Source organism: Paraburkholderia sp. SIMBA_027 (genome assembly GCF_046535315.1).
Classification (GTDB): domain Bacteria; phylum Pseudomonadota; class Gammaproteobacteria; order Burkholderiales; family Burkholderiaceae; genus Paraburkholderia; species Paraburkholderia tropica.
This window is the reverse complement of sequence record NZ_JAWRWY010000370.1, coordinates 1-281: the sequence shown is the minus strand read 5'-3', so window position 1 is coordinate 281 and position 281 is coordinate 1. Positions and strand designations below refer to the sequence as shown.

The 281-nt window shown below is 63.7% G+C and carries 1 protein-coding gene; it reads left to right on the top strand.

What is annotated here, in order from left to right; genetic code table 11:
• Positions 1-281: PLD nuclease N-terminal domain-containing protein (locus SB764_RS39470; protein ID WP_410866679.1), on the top strand; the 281-nt coding region annotated here is incomplete at both ends.

The following is a 281-nucleotide window of genomic DNA, read 5'->3' as shown; positions in this document are numbered from 1 at the left end:
CCGGGTAGTTGGCGTCGTCGTCGTTCTTGTTTTCTTTGTCTACGCCTTGGTGGACGCGATCCGGACGGACAAACGGGCCACACGCGGTCTTCCCAAGCTCGCCTGGATCGTGGTCATGATCGTGCTCCCCTTGCTTGGCGCGGTTCTGTGGTTCATCTTTGGCCGGCCGTACGGCAAGCCCGAAGCCCAAGTCACCCGCCACTACCCCGCAGCGCCCGATGACGACCCCGAGTTCTTGCGGAACCTCGAGATCCGCCGCCGCAACCAGGCCGAAGAGCAGC